The sequence below is a fragment of the Micromonospora musae genome (assembly GCF_003626545.1).
Taxonomy (GTDB): domain Bacteria; phylum Actinomycetota; class Actinomycetes; order Mycobacteriales; family Micromonosporaceae; genus Micromonospora; species Micromonospora musae.
Genome location: NZ_RAZS01000004.1, coordinates 612,544 through 632,372 on the forward strand (window position 1 = coordinate 612,544; position 19,829 = coordinate 632,372).

Genomic DNA, 19,829 nt, shown 5'->3' on the forward strand with positions numbered 1-19,829 from the left:
CACAGCGCTCGTGGCGCTCAAGTGAGGCAAAACTGAGGCACCGGCTGTCATGCAGCGAGCGACGCAGAGTCACTAGAGTGGCGTCATCCCGGGAGGAGAAATGCGTGGCTCTCAAGCGGTACCGGCTGGTGCAGCGGCGCAAGATGCTCGGGTTCAGCCAGGAGCGACTGGCCGAGATCCTTGGCGTGGAACGCTCCACGGTCGTGCGGTGGGAACGGGCCGAGAACGACCCGCAGCCGTGGCATCGGGTCCGGATCGCCGAGACCCTTCGGGTACCTCTGGACCAGCTCCAGGAGATCCTTGATGATGTCTCCGTCGCGACGCCCCGAGGAAGCACCATGGGAGACAACGCCAGCAATAGTCAGCCTGCAGTCCGCACCGACCTACTCGCCGGCCTGCGCGCCTTCCTCACGCGCTACCTGCCGAGCGACAACGCCGGAAGCGTCCGCGCCTCCCTGCCGGAGGTACGGCGGGCCGTTGCCCGGGTACACACGCTGTACCAGCGCGCCAGCTATGTCCCCGCCTCCCGTCACATCCCTGACGTCCTCCGAGCCGCGACCGAGCTGACCCAGTCCGGGTCCGGCATCCACCGGGCGACCGCTTTCAAGCTGCTCGCCGCCGGATACGTCGCGGCGTCGAAGATCGCCTGCAAAGTCGGTGACGGCGAGACGGCATTGCTCACTGCCGACCGGGCCGCGACGTCAGCGCTGCTCGCCGGCGACCAGTCGTTGGCGGCGGTCGCCGCATACCAGGCCTCGTGCGCGCTACTCCGGCTACCAGATCGCCTTGCCGAAGCCGAGGCCGTTACCGAAGCGAGCATCGACCACCTGACACGGCTGCGCCCATCGCCCCATCCAGAACTGATCTCCGCGCGGGGCGCGCTCCTGCTCCTCGCCGCCATCATCACGGCGCGTCGAGGTGACGTGAAGCAGGCCGCGCGTCACCTCGCACAGGCGCAGACGGTCGCCGCGGACCTCGGATCGGACCAGAACCGGCTATGGACCGGGTTCGGGCCGACCAACGTCGCCATTCATACGGTGTCTACGGCAGTTGCGGCCGGCAACGCCGAACGCGCCATCGAGACCGGAGCCAGGTTGGACACGTCGCGGCTGCCGATTGCCCTGGTCGGGCGACGGGCACAGGTTCACCTCGACCTGGCGCAGGCAACCGCGATCGGCAACGACGGCAGCTCACTCGCCGTTCTCCACCTCCTGGAGGCGGAACGCGTAGCGCCTGAAGTGCTCGGCGCCAACGTCCAAGCACGATCGCTGCTGCTCGACCTGCTGTCCAAGGAACGCCGATCCGCGACACCTGGCCTGCGACCGATGGCGGTACGAGCCGGGCTTCTCACATGACCGACCAAAGGGTCGTGTACCTCGTCGTCTGCGCCGCGCCACCGGCACTCCAGATCAGCGAACTCATCGACTTGCTGATGGCGGACGGCTGGACCGTCTGCGTGATCGCGACGCCGACGGCGGCGACCTGGATCGACCGAGAAGCCTTAGCCGAGCAGACCGGTTACCCGGTTCGCTCTGAGTGGCGGCGGCCGGGCGAGCCGGACGTGCTACCCGAGGCGGACGCCGTAGTGGTGGCCCCAGCCACCTTCAACACAATCAACAAGTGGGCACTCGGTATCAGCGACAACCTCGCCCTCGGCATCCTCAACGAGGCGCTCGGCCTACGTCTCCCCATCCTCGCAGTGCCGTACGCGAAGCCAGCTCTAACCGCCCACCCTGCCCACGCCGAGAGTGCTGAACTGCTCCATGCCAATGGCGTGAGCCTCTTTCGGAGCGAGGAGGCCGGGCGAACAACCCCAACCAGCCTCCTGCCTTGGCTCGGTGTTACCCAGGCGATCAACACCTTGAGAGCTCAAGCCTCTTAGCTTGCTCACACGGTCCGTCCCTGGCGCAGGTTGAGCTGGCGGTAAGAATGGCAAACCACGCCGAGGCGAGGCGCGTCCAGCGCTGGCCCGGACCATCCCTAAGCGGAAGGTGGCCCGCCGTTGGCCGTCCAGCAACACCGCCCCTGCCCAACCGCCGGCCTGGCTATCCGCACCTGGCCGGGGTCCTACTCCACCCACCGGTGCGCCCAGTGGGAACCCAAGCAGTGCGAAGCACCAGACCGCGTATTTGGTGCCGGTTTCAAACTAACCCGCTGAACATCGGACAGCATTCCAGTTCAACCGCCGACCCTGGTGGGGCACAGCATTCAGCGCCCGGACTCCGAAGAGGTTGAGCTGAGCAAGCCCCTGCAACCATGAAGAGCGCTCTCTGTCGCGAGGCCGACAGCTGATATAGGCACTTGCGGAGGGACAGCGCCGGAACGCCCAGGCCAGCTAGGTTGCGTTGGTGACGGATCTTGAACAGGGCATCTATCAGCACCTGATCACCCGTGAGGTTGCCGACCGGCTTGAGCGAGTCGACCCCGACCTCGTTCAGCGGGACAAGCTCGATTCCGCCGACGCCCACGAGGCCCTGGCCCGCCACATCACCACCCTGGCCCGCCGAGTCCTGCAAGCCGTTCCCGGTGGCGACGATAAGCTCAACCGCCAGGTCGATTTGGCCAACCGAATCGCCGAGGCCATCAGTGCGCTCGGCCCGCAAGCGGCCACCCCTCAGGATCAGATTGCCGACGCCAACCACCTCCTGCACGCGATCGCAGCACCGCCAATCCCACCCGCCCAGCCCGCTTTTCCGCCACGCCCCACCACCCCGCTCTCCACCGGGGCGCTCCTGGTCAACGGCCGTCACCAGCCGCGCATCGGCCACGAGGTCACCCACGAAATGGCCTCCGCCGACCAGGTCGACCTGCTCTGCGCGTTCATCAAGTGGCACGGTCTACGAATCGTCGAGCCGGCCATCCGCGACCTGATCGCCCGCGGAGGAAGGCTGCGTGTCATCACCACGACGTACATGGGCGCGACCGATCAGCGGGCGCTCGACCGGCTCGCCGAGTTGGGCGCCGACATCAAGGTGTCCTACGAGACCCGGACGACGCGGCTGCACGCGAAGGCGTGGCTTTTCCGCCGCAACAACGGCACCAGCACCGCGTACGTCGGCTCGTCGAACCTTTCGAAGACCGCTCTAGTTGACGGCGTGGAGTGGAACGTCCGCATTTCGAATCTGGAGCAGCCGTACGTCATCGACACGTTCGCGGCGACCTTCGAGGATTACTGGAACGACCCGGCGTTCGAGGCGTACGACCCGACCAGAGACGCTGACCGGCTCCGGCACGCCCTCAGCGGGGAACGCCCCGCCGAGGCACCAACGGAGATTGCGAACCTGGACGTCCGCCCGTACGGCTATCAGGCGGAGATTCTGGCCGACCTAGATGCCGAGCGGCAGGTCCACGGCCGGCATCGGAACCTCGTCGTCATGGCTACCGGCACCGGAAAGACCGTGGTCGCGGCGCTGGACTACCGGCGGCTACGCCGCGCGGGCTCGGTCGACTCGCTGCTCTTCGTCGCACATCAGGAGCAGATCCTTCGGCAGAGCCTGTCGACGTTCCGGCAGGTGATGGGTGACGGCAGCTTCGGCGAGACGCTGATCGGTGGTCGGGAGCCGCAGCAGTGGAAGCACGTCTTCGCCTCAATCCAGTCGCTGCATCGGCGGGCGGTGGACCCCGAGGCGTACGACATGGTGATCGTGGACGAGTTCCACCACGCCGAGGCGCCGACGTACGCCCGGTTGTTGGAGCGGTTGCGACCGCGGGTACTGCTGGGACTCACTGCAACCCCCGACAGGGCTGACGGGGGCGACGTGCGCCGGTGGTTCGACGGTCGCGCCTCTGTGGAGCTGCATCTGTGGGAAGCCCTCGAACGGCAGTTGCTGGCACCGTTCCAGTACTTCGGGCTGCACGACGACGTGGACCTCTCGCAGCTGCGGTGGAAGCGCGGGCAGGGGTACGACCCGACGGAGCTGGACAACCTCTACACCGGTAACGACGCGCGGGCGCGGGCCGTGCTGCGGGCGGCTCGGGACTTGGTCGACGTGTCGCGGATGCGGGCGTTGGGCTTCTGCGTCAGCATCGGGCACGCCGAATTCATGGCGGACTGGTTCACCAGGCACGGCGTACCGTCGGCGGCGGTGACCTCGCGGGTCGACCTCGCCGGCCGACAAACCCTGCTCAGAGACTTCAGGGCCGGTGCGCTAAGCGTCCTCTTCACGGTCGACCTGTTCAACGAGGGTGTCGATCTACCGATGGTCGACACGATCCTGATGTTGCGGCCTACTGAAAGCGCGACGATCTTTCTTCAGCAGCTCGGCCGCGGGCTGCGCCTGGACGACGACAAGCCCTGCCTGACCGTGCTCGACTTCATCGGCGGGCAGCACGCGAACTTCCGCTTCGACCTACGGTGGCGCGCGTTGACCGGGGTGAGCCGGCGGGCGATCCGGGAGTCGGTCGAGCAGGATTTCCCGTCGCTGCCAAGCGGGTGCCACGTCGAGCTGGACCGGGTGGCGAGGGAGATCGTGCTCGCCAACCTGCGATCGGCGATGCCTACGTCGAAGCCGGGCCTGGTGGCGGAGCTACGGCAACTCGGCGACGTGAACTTGGCCGCGTACCTACGGGAGAGCGGTCTGGAAATCGAGGACGTCTACCGTTCGGCGACTGTCGGCGGGTGGACCGGGCTGCGGCGGCTCGCTGGCCTGGACACCTCGACGCCCGGGCCGGACGACCGTGAGCTGAGCCGGGCCATTGGGCGGATGCTGCACCTTGACGACCTCGACCGGCTGGACCTGCTAACCCGGGTCGCCGGCGGCGAGCGGCCCGAGGCGGGGCGGCTTTGGGATCTGTTGCACTTCGACCTGTGGGGGCCGAACGCGCCGCTGACCTCGCGGGACGACCGGCTAGCGCGGCTCTGGGCCGACCCCGCGCGCTGCGTCGAGCTGCAGCAAGTGGCAGAGGTGCTGCGGGACCGAATCCACCGGGTCACCGAGCCGGCGGGCCTCAAGGAGGTGCCGTTGCGGGTGCACGCCCGGTACAGCCGGAACGAGGCGTGCGCGGCGTTCGGGATGCCGAACCCGGGGTCGCTGCGTGAGGGGGTGAAGTGGCTGCCGGACGCCCAGGTCGATCTCTTCTTTGTCACCCTGGTCAAGTCCGAGGGGCACTACTCCCCCACGACCATGTATGCCGACCGAGCTATCACCGAGACGCTCTTTCAGTGGGAGTCGCAGAGCACGACCTCGACCAACTCGGTGACCGGCCAGCGGTACATCAACCACAAGAAGCTGGGATCGACGGTGCATCTGTTCGTGCGCGAGACCAAAGTCGCCGACCGTGACCTGGGCGCGCCGCCATATCTGTATGCCGGCCCGATGACGTACGAGTCGCACATCGGCGACCGCCCGATGCGCATTCTGTGGCGGATGCAGCACGCGCTACCTGCCGACATGTACGCCGCTGCCCGAGCGATCGCCGCCTGAGCCGTCATGCTGTGAGCAGGGTCGGCCGCCTAAGGCTTGCGGGCGACCGCTCCGTACCCGTCCACGGCGGGCGCGCCTTCACCGTCGGACCGCCACTGCGTGAACGGCACCAGGCCGGGCTCTACCAGTTCCAGGCCCGCAAAGAATCGCGAGATCCGGTCGGGGCTGCGCAGGTGGTAGGGCATCGCGCCGCTCTCGTTGTACTGCCGGTGTGACTCGACGACCGCCTCGCTGGTGTCGGTGCCGTCGGACAGGGCGAGGTAGCTGCCGGAGGGAACCGCGGCGAGCAGCGTACGGATGATGGAGACGACCTGGTCGTCGTCACCGATGTGGCCCATGACCCCGAACAGCAGCACGGCGACGGGCTGCGTGAAGTCGAGGTGCTCGGCGGCCTGGCGCAGCACCGCGTCAGGGTCGCGCAGGTCGGCGTGCAGGTACTTCGTCAGGCCCTCGGGGGCGCCGACGAGCAGCGCGCGGGCGTGGGCGAGCACCATCGGATCGTTGTCGACGTAGACGACGCGGCTGTCCGGTCGGACCCGCTGGGCCACCTGGTGGGTGTTGTCCGCGGTGGGCAGGCCCGTGCCGAGGTCGAGGAACTGCCGGATGCCGGCCTCGCCGGCGAGGAAGCGTACGGCGCGGGTCAGGAACGCCCGCGACTGCCGGGCGGTCTCGACCATCGCCGGGAAGATGGCGCGGACCTGGTCGCCGGCCATCCGGTCGGCTTCGAAGTTGTCCTTGCCGCCCAGCCAGTAGTTCCAGATGCGCGCGGAGTGCGGCACGCTGGTGTCGATCGTCGAGATCTGGTCGGTGACGGCGGGCGGGGCGGTGTCTGCCACGAGACTGTCTCCCAGCGGGATCGAAACCGTGCACAACGGACGGACGGACCATGCTCCCACAACCCACGTACTCGCCGTGGTCCCCAATCCGCCGCGATGCCCAGCTGAGGCCCGGCTGCCGCGAACCGGTTCGTCGTCGGTGCCGAGCAGGCAAGAGCATGTCGGACCCGGCTGATACCACGAGACCGTGATCATGATCCGCCATGGCAACCTGCTCGACGCGGACGCTGAGGCTCTCGTCAATGCTGTCAACACCGTCGGTGTGATGGGCAAGGGCATCGCGCTGGCGTTCAAGCGGGCGTATCCCGCGAACTACGCTGTCTACCGCGCCGCGTGCGCCGCCGGCACCGTCCGCCTCGGGCAGGTGTTCGTGTACGACTCGGGTGTTCCCGGCCGGCACCGATACGTCATCAACTTCCCGACGAAGCGCCACTGGCGCTCACGGTCGCAGCTGGCCGACGTCACCGCGGGCCTTGCCGACCTGGTACGCGTCCTCCGCGAGCACCGCATCACCTCGGTGGCGGTGCCGGCGCTGGGCTGCGGCAACGGCAGCCTCGACTGGGCCGACGTCCGACCTCTCATCGAGGCCGCGCTCGCCGACCTGCCCGAGGTGCGAGTACACCTGTATCCGCCGACCTGATCGGCTCGTCCTCGGCACCCACCGCGACAGGCTTTTGTCGCTCGTGACCGGTGCTGTGGCTCAGGGCGTGGCGAGGCGGAGCGGGAGCCCGGTGTCGTTCGACAGTGGCTCGGTACCTGTGTCGTACATAGGTCCGCTGTTCGGCGGCCAACATCCCGTCCGTCGCCCCGGCGCGACCCAACAGCGACGCCTACCCTCGGATCAGGCAGCCTCGGGGCGAGGCGAGAACCGCACATCCAACTTCCGGTCCAGCGCTCGAGCCAGTCGTTCGAGAACAGCCAAGGTGGGAACGGTGCCGCCGGCCTCGAACCGGGCGACCGCAGACTGTGTCATGCCCGCGGCATGCGCCAACTGGCTCTGACTCCATCCGTTGTGCTCCCGCAGGTGGCGCACCTCCTGACCGAGCTCAAAGGCGATGCGTGTCGCTTCGCACGCCTCGGCGACGCCCGGCTCGGCCATCCGACGTTCCCGCAGGTCGTTCCAGTCAACGCGGTCACTCATCGCTCTGCCCCCTCGATCACGGTATGCCGCTCGGCGATGCACCGCTCCAACGCCCGGCGAGCCCGTTCGATCTCGCGGTCCTCCCGAGCCCCGGTTTCCCGGAACACCGTCAGCAAGATGATCCTCCGGTCGGAGGCTATCCAGTACGTCACACGCACCTGGTCGCGCTCCAGGTAGAACCGCAGTTCTCGCAGCTTCCCATCGAGCTGCTTGGTGTACGGCTCGTCGAGCAAGACGCCGCGGCCGGCAAGCAGATCGATGTAGAAGGCGGCCCGCGCGAAGTGCTCGCCCGGCAACCCCTCCAACCAATCTCGGACCTCAGGTTCCAGCTCAACCCTACCCCAGCCCATAGCATCGATGCTATGAGTTTCGCGATCAGTATGCGCGCTATCCACGGCGTGTCGTGTCGGATCGGCAGCGCGGCCACAACACCCGGTATCCGCCGATCTGACGAGGGAAGGAGAAGCGGGGCCGGCCCTCTCGGACCGGCCCCGCTCAGCGGTTAGAACGCTCGGTCAGTTACCGGCGCTCGACCACCTTCAGGGTGAACTCGGTGTACGACGGGGCATGCTGCTTGTCGCCGCCGTACACCACCCGGACGGTGTGCTTGCCGGGCCGAGGCAGCCGGTCGACCTCACACGTGGCGACGCCCTTCTTCAGCTTGGCCTCGCAGAGCACGTCCTCACCGATGAGGAACTGCACGGGGCCGGTCGCCGAGTTGGGCTTGACGGTGGCGGTCAGCTTGACGTCCTTGCGCCAGGTGGCCGTCACGTCGTCGGCGCGTACCGTCGTCTTGATCCGGGTGTCGACCGGGGCCTTCGTCACGGTGACCACGCGGTTGGCGACCGCCTGGTTGCCGTTGGTGTCGGCGACCAGGTAGGTCAGCGGGTAGCTGCCCGGGGTCTTGGTGTCGACGGTGCCGACGACCTGGATCCGGTCGGTGACGTCGCCGTCGGTGTTGTCGACGGCCTTGACGCCGGCGAGCGGGTCGAAGGTCGTGTCCTGCTCGACGGAGGTCGAGGCGGGGACGGTGAGCACCGGCGCTGTGACGTCGGTGCCGGCCGCGGTGGCGAGGAAGACCCCGCCGAACTGGTCGGCGGAGCCGACCTGGTCACCGTCGCCGGTGTGGCTGGTGCTGGTCCAGGCGTAGAGCTCGCCCTCGGTGAGGCCCTTCCACTCGACACTGGCCGGCCAGCCCGACTTGGCGGTGGCCGAACCGATGATCGTGTCGGTCGGGGTGACCACGACCAGGCTGTCCGTGCCGAAGCTGGTGGTCCGGCTGGACAGGTCGATCGGCAGCACCATGTTGTCCTCGGCGCCGTTGTAGCGCTTGCGGTCGTCGTACTCGGTGGCGCCGAAGTTGTTGAGCATCGGCGAGTACGTGTCGATGCTCATCTCGGCCCGGTCCACGTCGATCTGCAGCAGCCGCAGGAAGCTGGCGCCGAACTGCAGCAGGTCGGTCGACTTGTGGTCGACGGTGCCGTCGCCGTTGAGGTCGAGGTTGCCGTTGGCGTCGACCTTCTCCGGCCACAGCTCGCCCGCGGTCATCTTGTAGAACTGGTAGTCCGCGAGCAGCTCGACCACGTCGTGCGACACGGTCACGCCGACGCCGGTCTTCAGGTTGGTGCCGACGCCGTGCTCGTGGCCGGCGAGGACCAGGAACACGTTCGGGTTGGACTGGACGATGGTCGAGAAGGCCCGGGAGCCGTCGGTGGAGAAGTTCGCCCCACGGCCGTCCGGCGTCGTCGACGGCGCCAGGTAGGCGTGGGTCAGCAGGATGCCGTTGCGGTCGCTGTACCGCTGGAAGATCGAGCTGGCCCAGTCGGCCTCGGCCTGGGTGACGCCGTAGGAGAGGCCCACGGCCACGAAGTCGAGCCCGCCGGAGGAGAAGAGGACGTAGTTGTTCTGGTTGTCCTTGCCCGGGGTGACCGTGTTACCCGCGGCGTCGGCGGTCTCGTCCCACGCGTGGTACGACGCCTTCGACACGGTCGGCCACTTCTTCGCGCCCTCGTAGTACCGCTCGGGGCCGTAGTACTTGTTGAAGCGGGACGTCGGGCCGGTCTCGTTGCCGCCCTGGTTGTCGTGGTTACCGGCGATCACCTGGTTGACGACGCCGGCCTCGTCGAGGGTCCGCTGCGCCTCGGAGGTGAACTCGAACTCGCGGGTCACCTGCTCGTCGAGGCCCGGGTAGAGCAGGTTGCCGCTGGAGTCCTTGGCGAGCGGGTCGGAGTAGTCGTTCTCGATGACGTCACCGGTGTGCGCGGTGTACGCGATCTTCTTGCCGGCGGCGTTGTCGGCGAGCCACTTCGTGGTGTCCTGGTAGGACTTCTGCCAGAGCGCCCGCTCCTCCATGGTCATCTTGTCCGTGGGCTCGTCGACGCCGTCGAAGTCGTCGTACGTGCCGCCGGCCGCACCCTCGGCCAGGTACTGGGTGTCGGTGAAGTGGGCCAGCGAGAAGTCGTACGACTTCGGGTCGTCGAAGTGGTCCCGGTTCGCCGGGTCGTTGGCGGAGCCGTCGCGCGGGGCGAGGTCGTCGGCGAACGGGTCCTCACCGACCACCAGGACGTGCACATTGCCGTTGTCGACCAGCTCGGGCCGGACGGCGGCCTTCAGCGCGGTGTCGCCTTCGGCCTGGCCGCGCGCGGTGGCCAGCTCGGTCCACGCCTGAGCGGTCGGGTTCCACGCGAAGAGGGTGACGGCCCGCTCGGGGTCGACGACGCCGCTCCACAGGATCTGGCGCGCCGCGCCGGAGGCCGGCACCTGCACGTCGTACCGCTGGAACGGGATGTTGCCGGTTGACGGGCTCTTCGCCAGGTTGCCGTCGGGGCGCGGGGCCGCGCCGATCTGGCCGCCCTCGGTGTACGAGAAGTCCAGCGTGGCGGGCATGACCGGGACGACGCCCTGGAAGCCGCCGGCCGGGACGCTCGGGGTGGCCTGCTTGAAGGTGGTGGTCACCTCCCCGCCGTCGGGGTTGTTGGCGATCGCCGAGAGGGTGACCCGGCCCTTGCCCTGGCCGACGTCGGTGCCGCCGCCGGTGGGGATGGCGTCGGAGGTGAACCGGACGGTCTTGGTGACGGCCTTGCCGAAGACGTCGGTCGCCGAGATCGTCAGGGTGTGGTTGCCGGACTTCAGGCCGGCGCCGATCTCCTGGCCGACCTGGACGGGCGCGCCGTCGAGCAGGTAGCTCCAGCCGGTGGCGTTGCCCTGGTTCTTGACGGTCACCTGCAGCTCGGTCGGGCGGCTGAGGTGGGCGCCCTCGGCGGGGACGGTCGAGGTGACCTCCACGCCGGCGTCCCGGACGTCGCCGAGCGCCGCGGCGTTGAGGGCCTGCACGTCGTCCAGGGTGAGCACTCGGGCGAAGATGCGGGCGTTGCGCACCGTCACGGGCGCCCAGAACTGGTTGACCGAATCGGCGCCGACGTAGAAGGAGTTGCGGGCGGCGCCGCCGGGCAGGCCGAGCGGGGCCGGCGCGGCGACGGAGGCGGCGAGCGCGCCGTCGACGTACAGGCGGGCGGTCGCGCCGTCCCAGGTGCCGACGGCGTGGTACCAGCGGCCGGAGGAGATCTGCACCTGGGCGTTGCGGTAGGCGCCGTTGGCGTAGACGGCGAAGGTCAGCTTGTCGCCGTACACGACGATCGAGTACCCGCCGGTCTCCTTCTCGGAGCAGACCGAGTGCTCACCGGAGTTGGGCAGGGTGCCGTTGTCCTTGAAGGTGCACTCGATGGTGACCTTGTCGCGGATCTTCGACCACTGCGTGTCGCCCATCGCGTAGGCGTAGGCGTCGTTGGCGCCGTCGAAGGAGGCGACGGGCACCTTCACTGCCGGGTCCTGGGCGATGACCGGCTCGCCGACGGTGGTGACGGCGAGGTTCTGCGCGTCGTCCTTCGGGGTGCCGTCGGCGAAGTCGACGTCGAGGACGTCGGCGACCGGCACCGGCGGCTTCAGGCCGTACGCGGAGGCCAGCTCGGCGGCCTGGGCGGCGTCCAGCGCCCGGCTCCAGACCTTGCTGCCGGCGAAGGAGGACGGCGGGGCGACCTGGCCGATGCCGGTGGGGGCGGCGTCGGCGCCGATGACGAAGCGGCGGGCGGTCGCGGCCGGCAGGGTGAGGGCGCCGGTGGCGGCGGTGGAGCCGGCGAGCTGGCCGTTGAGGTAGAGGCGCAGCGTCTGACCGTCCCAGACGGAGACGCTGTGGTACCAGCGGTTACCGGTGATCGGGGTCAGCACCGACTTGTAGCCGCCGCCGATGTGGGCCATCGTGCCGAGGTTGCCGGCGTTCACGTAAATCGAGAAGCCGCCGCCCTCCTTGTCGGAGCAGAGGTCCTTCTCGCCGCTGACCGGCATCGTGGTGTCGACCCGGAAGACGCACTCGATGGCGAAGCCGGTGGAGAACTTGCCCCACTGGTCGGTGAGGTCGAAGGAGACCGCGTCGTCGACGCCGTCCACCTTCAGGGTGTCGTGACCGACGGTCGCGTCGGTGGTGTAGCTGGGCGCGCCCCAGGTGGTGGCGGCGAGGCCCTGCGCGCGGTCGGTGGCGGCGCCGCCGGTGAAGGCGACGTCGAGCACGTCGGCGGCGGGCACCGTGACGGCGTTGGTCGCCACGCTGACGGGTGCGGTCAGCGCGTCCCGGGCGGGCAGCAGCAGGGTGCTGCCCGCGAGTACGAGCCCGAGGGCGGTCACGCCGAAGCGGCGCCACCCCCGGGCTATCGGATCCAGTCGTGTCGTCACGACATCTCCTTCGGTTGGGGGTTTTCTCGTTGTGCCGGGTCGGCACTGGTGGTGGCTGAGGTGCGGTCGCCGGCGGCGCGGCGCAGCCGCCGGCGGCGGCGGTACCAGAAGGCGCCGGTGACGGCGGCGGCCGCGGCGAGCAGGACGGCCCCGATGAGCAGGAGCTGTCGGGCGCTGCGGTCCGTGGCCGTGGCGGGGGTGGTCCGGGCCGACGGGGCGCGGGGGCCGGTGGCGGTGCCCGCGGGCAGGTGCCACTGCGCCGACTCGTGCGCGCCGTCGTAGACCGCCTTCTGCCCGTCGGGGCCGCTGGCGAAGGTCCGGTACGCCTCGTGCAGGTCGGTGAGCATCCGGGACGTCACGATCACCGTGCTCACCGGCGCCGGGCAGGTGAAGAGCACCTCGGCCCCGTCGGCCGCGAGGTCGTCGGCGACGTCGACCGCGCCGGTGCAGGGTTGCCCGTCCTGGGTCACCGCGATGCGGTCGGTCAGGTACGTGGCGAACTCGGGGGCCTCGCCGAGGGCCCGGGCGTCGGCGGGCTCGTAGGTGACGGCGCCGTCGAGCAGCACCCGGTCCTCGCCGAGCACGCCGAGGGCGATGCCGAGCATGGTCAGGTCGTCGGTTCCGCCGACGATCCAGCGGACCCGTACGCCGTGGTCGCCGTCGCCGGCGACGTCGATCCGTTGTGGAGCACCGAACGGGTGCGCGGAGGCGGGTTCGGGGACGAGCACCCCGACGAGTGCGAGGGGCAGGACCATCCAGGACCATCGCCGGGTACGGCGCGCGGCACCGTCCAGGGCAGACACCACGGACCCTCATTCGCTCGGAGATCGGCCAAAACCGCAGTGATGGTTCCGGCCGCAGGTGACGAGCGAGGTCGGGAGAACTGAGCGAGGGTTGACGCGGAGATTGCCGGACCACGAAGACTGCGGGCCGTACGTCATGGCCACGACGGCTGAGGGGCTCGGCGAGACCGCCGAGCCCCTCCCCCGTTCGGGCTCACTCGTTGCGGGCGGTCTCCGGGCCGGTGATGCGGCCCAGCAGCGGCAGCGTCGACGCGACGATGCCCAGCGACACCACCAGCCCGCCGGCCACCAGCAGCCAGAACGACGGCTTCGGCGCCAGCAGCGGGTAGTCCAGCTGCGCCCGCAGGAACAGGTGCGCGGCCAGGAATCCCATCCCGATCGCCACCACGGAGACGACCAGCAGCGGCACGACCGTCTCCAACGCCACCACCCGACGCAGGGTGCGCAGCCGTACGCCGGTGAGGCGCAGCATGCTGAACGGCCGTCTCCGGTCGCTCAACCCACCGGCGACACTCACCGCCAGGCTGCACCCCGCGATGGGCAGGCTGGCGAGCATGACCACGTTGGCCAGCTGCTGGAACTGCACGAGTTGCCGGGCGCCGTTCGCCTCCCATTCGGCGCCGCTGGCCGGGAAGCCCCCCAGCGGGAACGCGTTGCCCAGGATCGTGCGGGCCTGCTCGAACGCCGATGGGCTGGTGGTGTTGACGACCACCGACAGGATCGGCTGCCGGTCGACCTCGCCCGGCGCGATGTCGGCGGCGTCCCAGACGTAGCCGCCGTCGGCGAGGTCATCGGCGCTGAGCCCGATCAGGTCGACGGGCACCTCGGCGACCTGGGCGCCGGCGGGGCACCTGCCGAACACCGCCAGATGGTCGAGTTCGGCGCAGGTGACCAACCCCTGCCACCAGTCCGGTTCCGGATTGTACCGCACCAACGTCACACTGCGCACGCCGGAGATCGTGGCGAGCCCGGCCGGGACCTGGTCGGCGGTCGGCGCCGGTCCGTCCTCGGGCCAGAACACCTTCGACAGTGACGTGGCGGCCACCTCGGTGGTGCTCGGTGCGGTGCGGTTGGCGACGTACGTGGTGATGGTGCCGGTGGCCACACTGGTCACGAAGAGCGCCACGATCAGCCCGCTGACCGAACGGAAGCCGGCCTTCGGGTTGTCCGCGAGCCGCCGCCCCGCGATGAGCGTTGCGGGCCGGCTCGCCCGCCCGGCCATCACCCGGGCGCCCATCATGGTCAGCCACGGCCCGGCGAGCACCAGGCCGACCAGGATCAGCAGGAACCCGGAGAGGTACGCGGTGAGCTGGCCATTGGTGGAGGCGGGGCGACGACCGATGAAGTACGCCAGCTCGGCGAGCCCGACGACCAGCGGGATGAGCCGCCAGGCGCGGGGCGGCTTCGGCGTGACGCGACGGCTCACGCCCAGCGGCGAGATCTGCACCCGACGCAGCGCCAGCCAGGACGCCACGACCGCGCCGAGTGGAATGCCGAGCGCGACCAGCAGCACGTCGACGGCGGTGAGGGACAGGTCGGCGGCGAAGAACCGATCGCCGGTGAATGGGATCGTCGCGACGGCCGGCCGAAGGGCGAGGAACAGGCCGAACCCGACGGCCGTGCCCACGGCGGCCGCGATGGTGGACTCCACGGCCGAAATGACGGAGATCTGCCGTGGCGTGGCGCCGACCAGCCGCATCGCGGCGAAGCGCTGCTCGCGGCGGGTCGCGGCCAGCCGGGTGGCGGTGCCGATGAAGATGAGCACCGGGAAGAGCAGCGCGGCGGCGACGACGGAGAGTACGAGCGTCATGGCATCGCGGTTGTAGCCGAGGTAGCAGCCGTTGGGGCAGTTGCTCGGCGAGGTCGCCATGATCTGGGTGACCTGCTGGCCGCCGAGTTGCTCCAGCTCGGCCGGGGTGCGGCCGACGACGACCAGCAGCGAGTCCGGGGAGGGCAGCGCCGCCTGGCCGATCGTGCCGATGCCGTGGCCGGGGAAGCGGTCCGCGAGCTCCGCGGCGGGGGTGGCCCGCAACAGCTCGTCGAGGGCGGGTGAGACGTAGTACTCGCCCGGCCCGGGTAGGCGCGGCAGGCCCGGTGGGACGGGCGCGTCCGGGCCCGTCGCGGCCAGGTCGACCCGGCCGATGGAGTCGCCGTGGTGGTAGTCCTCCCGGATCAGCCACCACACCGGATCGACCGACGGATCGGAGGAGGGGGACGCGACGGCGGTGTTGAGCCAGGCGTAGCGCTGGTTCTGTGCGCCCACCGCGTTCATGCCGGCGAGGGTCGTGAGGAGCATGCCGACGCCGAGCGCGACCGCGGTGGCGATGACGACGAGCCGGGCGGCGGCCTCCCGGCCGCCGGAGAGCGACAGTCGTAGCGCGAACCGGATCACGAGCGCACCAGCGCGTTCACCTTGCCGTCGCGGACGATGACCTGCCGGTCGGCGTACGCGGCGACCCGGGCGTCGTGGGTCACGAGGACGACGGTGGTGCCCTGCTCCCGGGCCGAGGCGACGAGGAGGTCCATGACCTGCTCGCCGGTGAGCGAGTCGAGCGCCCCGGTCGGCTCGTCGGCGAAGAGCGCCCCCGGCCGGGCGACCAGGCCACGGGCGAGCGCGACGCGTTGGGCCTGCCCGCCGGAGAGCTCACCCGAGCGGCGCCGCTCCAGCCCGGCCAGACCGAGCCGGGCGAACCAGGGTCGGGCCTGCTTGAGCGCGGCGGCCCGCTTCACGCCGTTGAGCAGCAGCGGCAGGGCCACGTTCTCCTCGGCGGTCAGCTCCGGCACGAGTTGACCGAACTGGAACACGAACCCGAACTGCTGCCGACGCAGGACGCTGCGCTCGTTCTCGGTGAGGTTGTCGATCCGGCGGCCGTCGAAGTGGATCTCACCGGCGTCCGGCGCCAGGATCCCGGCCAGGCAGTGCAGCAGGGTCGACTTCCCGGAGCCGCTCGGGCCCATGATGGCGACGATCTCGCCCGGGGCCACCGAGACGCTGGCGCCCCGCAGCGCCGGGGTCTCCCCGAAGGAGAGGACGACATCGCGCGCCTCGATCGGCTTCATCGCCCCGCCACCGTTTCCCGCAGGGCGTCCAGCCGGGCGACAGTGGTGTCGATCCAGTGCAGGTCGGCCTCGAGGTGGAACAGGCCGTGGTCGGCGAGCATGGTGTCGACGAGGTCGCCGCGGCGCTTGATCTCGGTGAGTTCCGTCATCCGGCGCAGGTGGGTGGCGCGTTGGACGTCGAGGTACTCCTCGGCGGGGCGGCCGAGCATGAGCGCCAGGACGACCTTGGTGAAGAGCACGGTCTGCAGGTTGGGTTCGGCATCGACCGGCTCGGTGAGCCAGGACTCGACGTCGGTCGCGCCGCGCTCGGTGATGACGTAACGCTTGCGTTCGGGGCCGACGCCCGGTTCGACCTCGCCGACCACGATCTTCCCGTCCCGGACGAGGCGGCTGAGAGTGGCATACACCTGGCCGAACGGCAGGGGCTTGCCGCGGCTGAAGAAGGTGTCGTAGTCGCGCTTCAACTCGTAGCCGTGGCTGGGCTCGCGGTCGAGCAGGCCGAGGAGGGTCATGGGAACGCTCATGCGCTCACCATACTCTGAGCGTATACCTCGCGTATATACCTTCGGGGCGTACCGGCTTACCGCCAGCCCGGGAAGTGTCCGTGGGCGCCGATACCATCCCAGCGCTCACCCCTCGACGATGGAGCTTTCGATGTCCGACACTCCCTTGACCGACGCCCGCAACCCCGCTGACGTGGTGACCGGCATGGTTCAACAGGTCCTTGAGATGGCCCAGACCTGGACGCATTGGGACGGGCAGCCGCGGCCGGTGGACGACCGGGTCTACACCCCGCACAAGGCGATCCGGCGGGTCACCGACCATCTCATCGACCACCTGGCCGAGATCGAAGCGCGAATCGCCGGCGTACCGACGATCCCGGATCACTGGCACGCTTCCGCGATCACCACACCCGCCGACCTGGCGCCGTTCACTCCCGAGGATCTTGACGAGGCACGCAGCCGGCTGACCCGGCTCGCGCAGATTTTCGAGGTCAGGCTTCGACGGCTCTCGGACGCCGAGCTCGACCAGCGGCAAGGCGACGCCTGGTCGATTCGGCAGATCGCCTTCCATCAGGAGGAGTCCCTCTACTACGCCAAGGCCATCGGCAGCTTGAGCTGACGGTCCGTCACCACATCACGCACTGCGACTCCCAGAAACGCCTGGTTGGGGGCGCGGACCCATCCGGTCCGCGCCCCGACCAGCGCCCGGCTCCGCACCGGGCGACGATCCGCCGATCAGTCGACCGGGCCCTCGTTGACCCGACGGACGTCGACCTCGACGTCCACGCCGTCGGCGATGAAGAGGTCGACGAAGCGCCTCGCCCACTCCATCGCCTCGTCCTTGTCCCGCACCTCCATCAGCGCAAAGCCGGCGATGAGCTCCTTGGTCTCGGTGAACGGGCCGTCAATGACAGTCGTCTTGCCCTTCTCGACGGTGATGCGGCCGGACTCCTTGCTGCTCTTCAGCAACCCCTCGCCCGCCAGCAGCACACCGGCCTGCGCGGCCTCACCGACGAAGGCGCCCATCCGCTCGATGAACTCCGGGCTGGGGTCGAAGGTGCCGGGCTGGTCCTCGTCGAGCTTGTGCATCAGCATGTAACGCATCTGAAGAAGGTCCTCTCAAAAGCGGGTCTTGGTGGCTCTCACTGACGCGTCGATCGCGCCGGCCGGGATCCGACATCAGATCCCCGGAATGTCTGTGACGGCGGTCACACCTCGGTCGAGGGGGTGGCCGCGTGTGACTCGGCGCTGGCGGCGGCCCGCCCGAGCAGCAGGTTCCGCTCCCGTGCGTTGCCGGCCAGCGCGGCGGCGCGCTCGAACTCGCGCCGCGCCTCGTCGTACCGTCCGAGCTGCGCGAGCAGGTCACCGAGCACGCTGGGCAGCAGGTGATACTGCGCCAGCGCCGGCTCGTCGGCCAGCGCCCGGGCCGCCTCCAGACCGGCGGCGGGACCGTGGGCCTGGGCGATCGCCACGGCCCGGTTCAGCTCCACGACGGGCGAGGGCACGAGCCGGGCCAGCTCCGCGTAGAGCGCGGCGATCCGCTCCCAGTCGGTCTCCTCCGGGGTGTACGCCCGCGCATGGCAGGCGGCGATCTCGGCCTGGAGGGCATACGGGCCGGGCTGGTCGGTGCGGGCCCGGTCGAGGGCGGCGAGCCCGCGTCGGATCAGCACCCGATCCCAGCGGCTGCGGTCCTGGTCGTTGAGGAGGATCGGCTCGCCGTCGGGGCGGGTGCGGGCGCGCAACCGGGACGCCTGGATCTCCAGCAGCGCGGCGAGGCCGTGCACCTCCGGCTCGCCGGGCATCAGGCCCTGCAGTTGCCGGGCCAGCCGCAGCGCCTCCTGGCACAGCGCCGGACGCATCCAGTCGTCGCCGGCGGTGGCCGCGTACCCCTCGTTGAAGACCAGGTAGACGACCTCCAGCACCGAGCCGAGGCGCTCGGCCCGCTCGTCCGGGCCGGGAACCTCGAACGGCACCCGGGCGTCGGCGAGCGTCTGCTTGGCGCGGGTGATCCGCTGCCCGATGGTGGATTCGGTGCTGAGGAAGGCGCGGGCGATCTCGCCGGTGGTGAGACCACCGACCAACCGCAGCGTCAGGGCGGCCCGCGCGATCGGCGAGAGCACCGGATGGCAGGCCACGAAGACGAGCCGGAGCAGGTCGTCCTCGATCCGGTCCTCGACGGCCGCGTCGAAGTCGACGGTCACCTGCTCGTCGAGGTCACGGCCGAGCGCGTCCACCACCCGCTCGCCGGTCTGCTGGCGGCGCACCAGGTCGACGGCCCGTCGCTTGCCCACGGTCGTCAGCCACGCGCCGGGGTTCGCCGGTAAGCCCTCACGCGGCCACTGTTCGAGGGCGGCGACCAGCGCGTCCTGGGCGAGCTCCTCGGCCTGCCCGACGTCGCGGACGATTCCGGCGATGGCGGCGACGATCCGCCCGGCCTCAATCCGCCACACCGTGTCGATGGTGCGCCGCACCGCTGACTCTGCCACGCACTACATGACAGCATGCCGCCGGCCGAGGCCGGTCCGGGCCTCGCCCGACGGGTGCCCGCCGTCGACCGGCGGGCACGACTATCCGGTGATCGTCACCTCGACCGGCACACCCTGTTGCATGTCGAGCACGGTCCGCTCCGCCAGCGGCCGGTCGAGCCGCACGGTCTCCGTCCGCCACGCCACGATCGCCGGGCAGATCCCCGCTTCACCACGGGCGCGTTCGGTGACGATCACGGTCACCGCGGTGGGCGACTCGACCGCCTCGGCGGTGTAGTCCGCCCCGCACGGCTCGCTCGCCGGCCCGGGGGCCCCGTAGAACGTGACCGTTAGTCGACGCCCGTCTCGGGTGGTCGCGGCCGACTCCACGACGTGCGCGCCCAGCGCCTCGCCCGGGTTCCACGGGGAAGGTGTCATCGTGACGGGCGCGCCGCCCGCCTCCCGGATCGTCTCGTCGTAGCGGACCAGCGCCTCCCGCGCCTGCTGCCGCAGCCGCTCCATGCTCGTCGGTTTCGCGACGGGGGCGGGGCCGCCAACGGCGCGGTCGGCCGTCGGCCCGCAGCCGGCCACCAGCACCAGCACCGAGCCGACCAGCAGGGATCCGGGTACGAGACTTCGACGCATACCCCTCCGACGTACCCCACGGGGCTCCGGTTCCGTTCGTCCCGGCCGAGCCCGCCGCGCCGGTCGCGTGTCGCCGGTCGCCGTCAGGGGCAGGGCCTAGCTGTTCTGCCCGGAGAGGTTGGGGACGCGGCTGGCGGGTGGGCCGCCGAGGGCGGTGTGGTGGCGGTGATTGTTGTAGGCATGGAGCCAGGCGGGCAAGGCCGCTCGTCGGGCGGCTTCGGACCGGTA

General features: G+C 70.0%; 16 protein-coding genes and 1 pseudogene. 5 read left to right on the forward strand and 12 right to left on the reverse strand.

Annotation, left to right across the window (positions count from 1 at the left end):
- The first annotated feature begins 104 nt into the window (after positions 1-104).
- The 3 genes from D7147_RS14670 (at position 105) to D7147_RS14680 (ending at position 5,423) form a co-directional block, all read left to right on the forward strand.
- Positions 105-1,355, forward strand: a complete 1,251-nt coding sequence (locus tag D7147_RS14670) for a helix-turn-helix transcriptional regulator (protein WP_120677747.1) — start codon at positions 105-107, stop codon at positions 1,353-1,355.
- Positions 1,356-1,369: 14 nt separating this feature from the next.
- Positions 1,370-1,882, forward strand: coding sequence for a flavoprotein (locus tag D7147_RS14675; RefSeq protein ID WP_233563139.1), 513 nt, complete (start codon positions 1,370-1,372; stop codon positions 1,880-1,882).
- Positions 1,883-2,348: 466 nt separating this feature from the next.
- A complete protein-coding gene (locus D7147_RS14680) occupies positions 2,349-5,423 on the forward strand; it encodes a DUF3427 domain-containing protein (RefSeq protein WP_120677751.1) in 3,075 nt (1,024 codons plus the stop codon).
- A 29-nt stretch (positions 5,424-5,452) separates the two neighbouring features.
- On the opposite strand, the gene D7147_RS14685 is transcribed toward D7147_RS14680, so the two are convergent.
- Positions 5,453-6,259 (reverse strand): SAM-dependent methyltransferase, encoded by an 807-nt coding sequence (locus D7147_RS14685; protein WP_233563140.1) that lies wholly within the window; start codon positions 6,257-6,259, stop codon positions 5,453-5,455.
- A gap of 193 nt (positions 6,260-6,452) precedes the next feature.
- Between D7147_RS14685 and D7147_RS14690 the strand changes: the two genes are divergently transcribed.
- Entirely contained in the window at positions 6,453-6,899 is a 447-nt protein-coding gene (locus D7147_RS14690; RefSeq protein WP_120677755.1) for a macro domain-containing protein, read from the forward strand.
- A gap of 201 nt (positions 6,900-7,100) precedes the next feature.
- On the opposite strand, the gene D7147_RS14695 is transcribed toward D7147_RS14690, so the two are convergent.
- From D7147_RS14695 to D7147_RS14725, 7 genes are all read right to left on the reverse strand, one after another.
- Positions 7,101-7,400 (reverse strand): helix-turn-helix domain-containing protein, encoded by a 300-nt coding sequence (locus D7147_RS14695; RefSeq protein WP_120677757.1) that lies wholly within the window; start codon positions 7,398-7,400, stop codon positions 7,101-7,103.
- Complete coding sequence (locus tag D7147_RS14700) at positions 7,397-7,750, reverse strand: type II toxin-antitoxin system RelE/ParE family toxin (RefSeq protein ID WP_120677758.1); 354 nt, start codon at positions 7,748-7,750, stop codon at positions 7,397-7,399. The genes D7147_RS14695 and D7147_RS14700 overlap by 4 nt, the downstream gene beginning before the upstream one ends.
- A 169-nt stretch (positions 7,751-7,919) precedes the next feature.
- A complete protein-coding gene (locus D7147_RS14705) occupies positions 7,920-12,125 on the reverse strand; it encodes a LamG-like jellyroll fold domain-containing protein (RefSeq protein ID WP_147437397.1) in 4,206 nt (1,401 codons plus the stop codon).
- Complete coding sequence (locus D7147_RS14710) at positions 12,122-12,931, reverse strand: hypothetical protein (protein ID WP_147437398.1); 810 nt, start codon at positions 12,929-12,931, stop codon at positions 12,122-12,124. Before D7147_RS14710 ends, D7147_RS14705 begins: the two co-directional genes overlap by 4 nt.
- 190 nt (positions 12,932-13,121) lie before the next feature.
- Positions 13,122-15,320, reverse strand: coding sequence for an FtsX-like permease family protein (locus tag D7147_RS14715; protein WP_120677764.1), 2,199 nt, complete (start codon positions 15,318-15,320; stop codon positions 13,122-13,124).
- Positions 15,317-15,988 (reverse strand): ABC transporter ATP-binding protein, encoded by a 672-nt coding sequence (locus tag D7147_RS14720; RefSeq protein WP_120677766.1) that lies wholly within the window; start codon positions 15,986-15,988, stop codon positions 15,317-15,319. Before D7147_RS14720 ends, D7147_RS14715 begins: the two co-directional genes overlap by 4 nt.
- Entirely contained in the window at positions 15,985-16,512 is a 528-nt protein-coding gene (locus tag D7147_RS14725) for a PadR family transcriptional regulator (protein WP_120677767.1), read from the reverse strand. The genes D7147_RS14720 and D7147_RS14725 overlap by 4 nt, the downstream gene beginning before the upstream one ends.
- A gap of 118 nt (positions 16,513-16,630) precedes the next feature.
- On the opposite strand from D7147_RS14725, the gene D7147_RS14730 reads away from it, so the two are divergent.
- Positions 16,631-17,110, forward strand: a complete 480-nt coding sequence (locus tag D7147_RS14730) for a hypothetical protein (protein ID WP_233563141.1) — start codon at positions 16,631-16,633, stop codon at positions 17,108-17,110.
- A gap of 116 nt (positions 17,111-17,226) precedes the next feature.
- On the opposite strand, the gene D7147_RS14735 is transcribed toward D7147_RS14730, so the two are convergent.
- From D7147_RS14735 to D7147_RS14750, 4 genes and pseudogenes are all read right to left on the reverse strand, one after another.
- Positions 17,227-17,595 carry a YciI family protein gene (locus D7147_RS14735; protein ID WP_120677771.1) on the reverse strand — a complete coding sequence of 123 codons (369 nt, stop codon included), beginning with the start codon at positions 17,593-17,595 and terminating at the stop codon, positions 17,227-17,229.
- Positions 17,596-17,699: 104 nt separating this feature from the next.
- Positions 17,700-18,977, reverse strand: a complete 1,278-nt coding sequence (locus D7147_RS14740; protein WP_120677773.1) for an RNA polymerase sigma factor — start codon at positions 18,975-18,977, stop codon at positions 17,700-17,702.
- Between the two features lie 81 nt (positions 18,978-19,058).
- A complete protein-coding gene (locus tag D7147_RS14745) occupies positions 19,059-19,601 on the reverse strand; it encodes a hypothetical protein (protein ID WP_120677775.1) in 543 nt (180 codons plus the stop codon).
- Between the two features lie 96 nt (positions 19,602-19,697).
- Positions 19,698-19,829 (reverse strand): annotated as a pseudogene (locus D7147_RS14750) (IS481 family transposase); the annotation flags it as partial.

Bases quoted from the DNA above. Each gene is read 5' to 3' on its own strand.
- D7147_RS14690 (WP_120677755.1), top strand. From the start codon at position 6,453: ATGATCCGCCATGGCAACCTGCTCGACGCGGACGCTGAGGCTCTCGTC.
- D7147_RS14700 (WP_120677758.1), bottom strand. From the start codon at position 7,750: ATGGGCTGGGGTAGGGTTGAGCTGGAACCTGAGGTCCGAGATTGGTTG.
- D7147_RS14720 (WP_120677766.1), bottom strand. From the start codon at position 15,988: ATGAAGCCGATCGAGGCGCGCGATGTCGTCCTCTCCTTCGGGGAGACC.
- D7147_RS14695 (WP_120677757.1), bottom strand. From the start codon at position 7,400: ATGAGTGACCGCGTTGACTGGAACGACCTGCGGGAACGTCGGATGGCC.
- D7147_RS14745 (WP_120677775.1), bottom strand. From the start codon at position 19,601: ATGCGTCGAAGTCTCGTACCCGGATCCCTGCTGGTCGGCTCGGTGCTG.
- D7147_RS14730 (WP_233563141.1), top strand. From the start codon at position 16,631: ATGGAGCTTTCGATGTCCGACACTCCCTTGACCGACGCCCGCAACCCC.
- D7147_RS14735 (WP_120677771.1), bottom strand. From the start codon at position 17,595: ATGCGTTACATGCTGATGCACAAGCTCGACGAGGACCAGCCCGGCACC.
- D7147_RS14725 (WP_120677767.1), bottom strand. From the start codon at position 16,512: ATGAGCGTTCCCATGACCCTCCTCGGCCTGCTCGACCGCGAGCCCAGC.